We start from the raw sequence: 2392 nt of genomic DNA, 5'->3' as shown, positions 1-2392 counted from the left end.
CTTCCAACTCTAGTTGTTCAGCAGTCTTATTATCTTTCTCTTTAAACGAGCCAGACGTATGAYTTTGATTRATCCAYCGATCCAATGATGATGGTGTTAATCCATATTCCTTAATGATGTCTTTCCTTRGTTTACCATTCTGATACAGTTGAACCATTTGGTGCTTAAATTCCGCTGTAAAGGTTCTTCTTTCTCTTTTATTGTTCGTCATAGTAGATTCTCCTCAAATATATTAGTTGTAGTCTACTTAACCTTAATTTTTTTGTCTAGTTCAGTGTAGCCTATCCAATAAAATAAATTTCTTAGAACAAGTTATAGGAGATTAATAGTATTATAGTTAATATATTAATGTAACTATTTATTAAATTGTTATTTAATTTAAGGGGAATAGGATTTCTAAGGTTACGTTAATTCATTTGTAGAAAAAAATGAACGAAATCGAAATGGGGGTTAATCATGGGATTTTTTAGTCGGAAAGAGGTATGTGGTGTTTGTGAAAGTGAAGTTGGATTACATAGGTACAAAGTGAAAAAATCTAACGCCTGGGTTTGCCCAGATTGTTTGAAAGAGGCTGGTGGTGTTGGTGTTGTGCCTGTACATAAAATTACGATTGAAGAAATTAAAGCTACAATCGATGCAAAGGCAAACAAACTGAGTGATGATCCAATGTCAAGTGCTGAAGGAATGTATCAGTACTGCCTAGATAATAAATTCGGTTCAGGGTTTAATAAAAAATGGGGCTTAAAACACTTTGGCATACTCGAAAAGAATTTAATGCAAGGTGAAACAGTTCTTATGACCTTTATTGGAATACATAATTACAAATCAGCGACAAAACACGATAGTAATTTTGCCTATGCGATTACCAATAAACGCATCTTATTTGGACAAAAAACTTTAAGTGGTGAAAAATTTAAAGCAGTAGCTCATGAAAAAATAAATGATATTACATTTGAAACAGGAATTGTATTTGGTGTTTTAACGATCGATACACCACAAGAAAAATTTAAAGTAGCTTTAGATAAAGCTTCAGCAACATCTATTAATAATAGTATCCATCAGGTACTGGATACATTAAAGAGTAACAATATTGAAACGCAACCGATATCAATAACTGCTGCTACCTCGGCGGCAGATGAGTTGATGAAATTTAAAGAACTATGTGATATGGGTGTAATTACAGAAGATGAATTTAACGCTAAGAAGAAACAGTTGCTAAATATATAAACAAAATTTAGTTAATTGCTAATGTCTTATAAGCAGTAGTAATCCGTTTTGAACGGTTAAGTGCCAATAAAAGTATTGGAATAGGATATACAAAAAGACCTGTCCTATTAAAAAAATGTTTTAGACTATAGAAAAAAGTATTAGAATGTTAAAAAATAGTTGTAGACTGAAAAGGTGTTTTCTGTACATGAAAGCACCTTTTGTTAACATAAAATCAAAGTATCGCAAAACCTTTAAAAATCTCTTCAGAAGAACTGAAGGGATTTTCCATTCACATAAGAATATCGTTTAATAGAGTCACCTTGTTTTGAGCAAGAGTCTTCTATATAAGTGTTCTTTCAAAATGAATAATCATTTACTTATTTTATAAGAGAAAGAGCATCTGTTATGGATGCTCTTTTTTGATGTGTATATATTACACAGTAAATTCAATTCTAAACAAAGTGAAAATTCTATTTGTTTTTACCGCAATTACATCCTTTTTTCTTTACATATCCTTGGCGATATAGGTTTTGTGATGATTGGTAATTGGAAGATTGTGAAGATGAAGTGCGGATATCTTTATTGTTAGAAGAATCTTTGTTAGAATCGTACTCTTTATTCATGATACCATCACCTCCAGTTTGATATATAAATAGTATATGTGAAAACTCTAGTAATCGTTACGGTAGTTTAAGGTAATGAAACAAGATGAAAATATGACCCGTACATACCTAATATTCTGGATAAAATATTATTAATATAAAAATAAGGTAGTAAATTAATAATGTTTTTGAAAGTTATAAAAGGATAAAAATATTAGATTTATACAAAAGGGTTTCGTGATATGTTAATAAATTTGATAAAAGTAGTGTAACAAGTCCAGTAAAATAAGAAATGATATTTGTATGTGAAAGTAGATAGTATGAAATTGGAGTTTAAAATAAACAAGCTGATTAATCTAGCTTGTTTATTTTAATATTATGCATTATTGCATGCAAACGATTGCGTCTTTCCGTTTATAATGAAAGCGGATACATTAAATTTGTAAATTAAAGAGGAGAGAAGCAATGAAAAATCAGTTTCAATATTGTTGTATTGTCATTTTGTCTGTAGTGATGTTATTTGTATCATTATTAATTCCACAAGCGAGTTCTGCAGCTGTAAATGGAAAAGGAATGAATCC

3 protein-coding genes are annotated in these 2392 nt (G+C 30.1%); 1 reads left to right on the top strand and 2 read right to left on the bottom strand.

Annotated features, from left to right (window positions below):
- Window positions 1–211, bottom strand: a 211-nt coding sequence (locus AC1DIT_RS27880) for a transposase (protein ID WP_476998584.1), incomplete at its 3' end; no start/stop codon positions are given.
- Window positions 212–456: 245 nt separating this feature from the next.
- Here AC1DIT_RS27880 and AC1DIT_RS27875 point away from each other — a divergent pair.
- Window positions 457–1227, top strand: a complete 771-nt coding sequence (locus tag AC1DIT_RS27875; RefSeq protein WP_016132816.1) for a PH domain-containing protein — start codon at window positions 457–459, stop codon at window positions 1225–1227.
- Window positions 1228–1679: 452 nt separating this feature from the next.
- Here the strand turns inward: AC1DIT_RS27875 and AC1DIT_RS27870 are convergent, their stop codons facing one another.
- Complete coding sequence (locus tag AC1DIT_RS27870; RefSeq protein WP_016114857.1) at window positions 1680–1832, bottom strand: hypothetical protein; 153 nt, start codon at window positions 1830–1832, stop codon at window positions 1680–1682.
- Between the last annotated feature and the right edge of the window lie 560 nt (window positions 1833–2392).

It is taken from the genome of Bacillus sp. 05T22 (assembly GCF_056396765.1).
This window is presented reverse-complemented; position numbering and strand designations above follow the sequence as displayed.

Excerpts from the sequence above, each read along its gene's own strand:
- AC1DIT_RS27875 (WP_016132816.1), top strand. The coding sequence starts at position 457 with ATGGGATTTTTTAGTCGGAAAGAGGTATGTGGTGTTTGTGAAAGTGAA.
- AC1DIT_RS27870 (WP_016114857.1), bottom strand. The coding sequence starts at position 1,832 with ATGAATAAAGAGTACGATTCTAACAAAGATTCTTCTAACAATAAAGAT.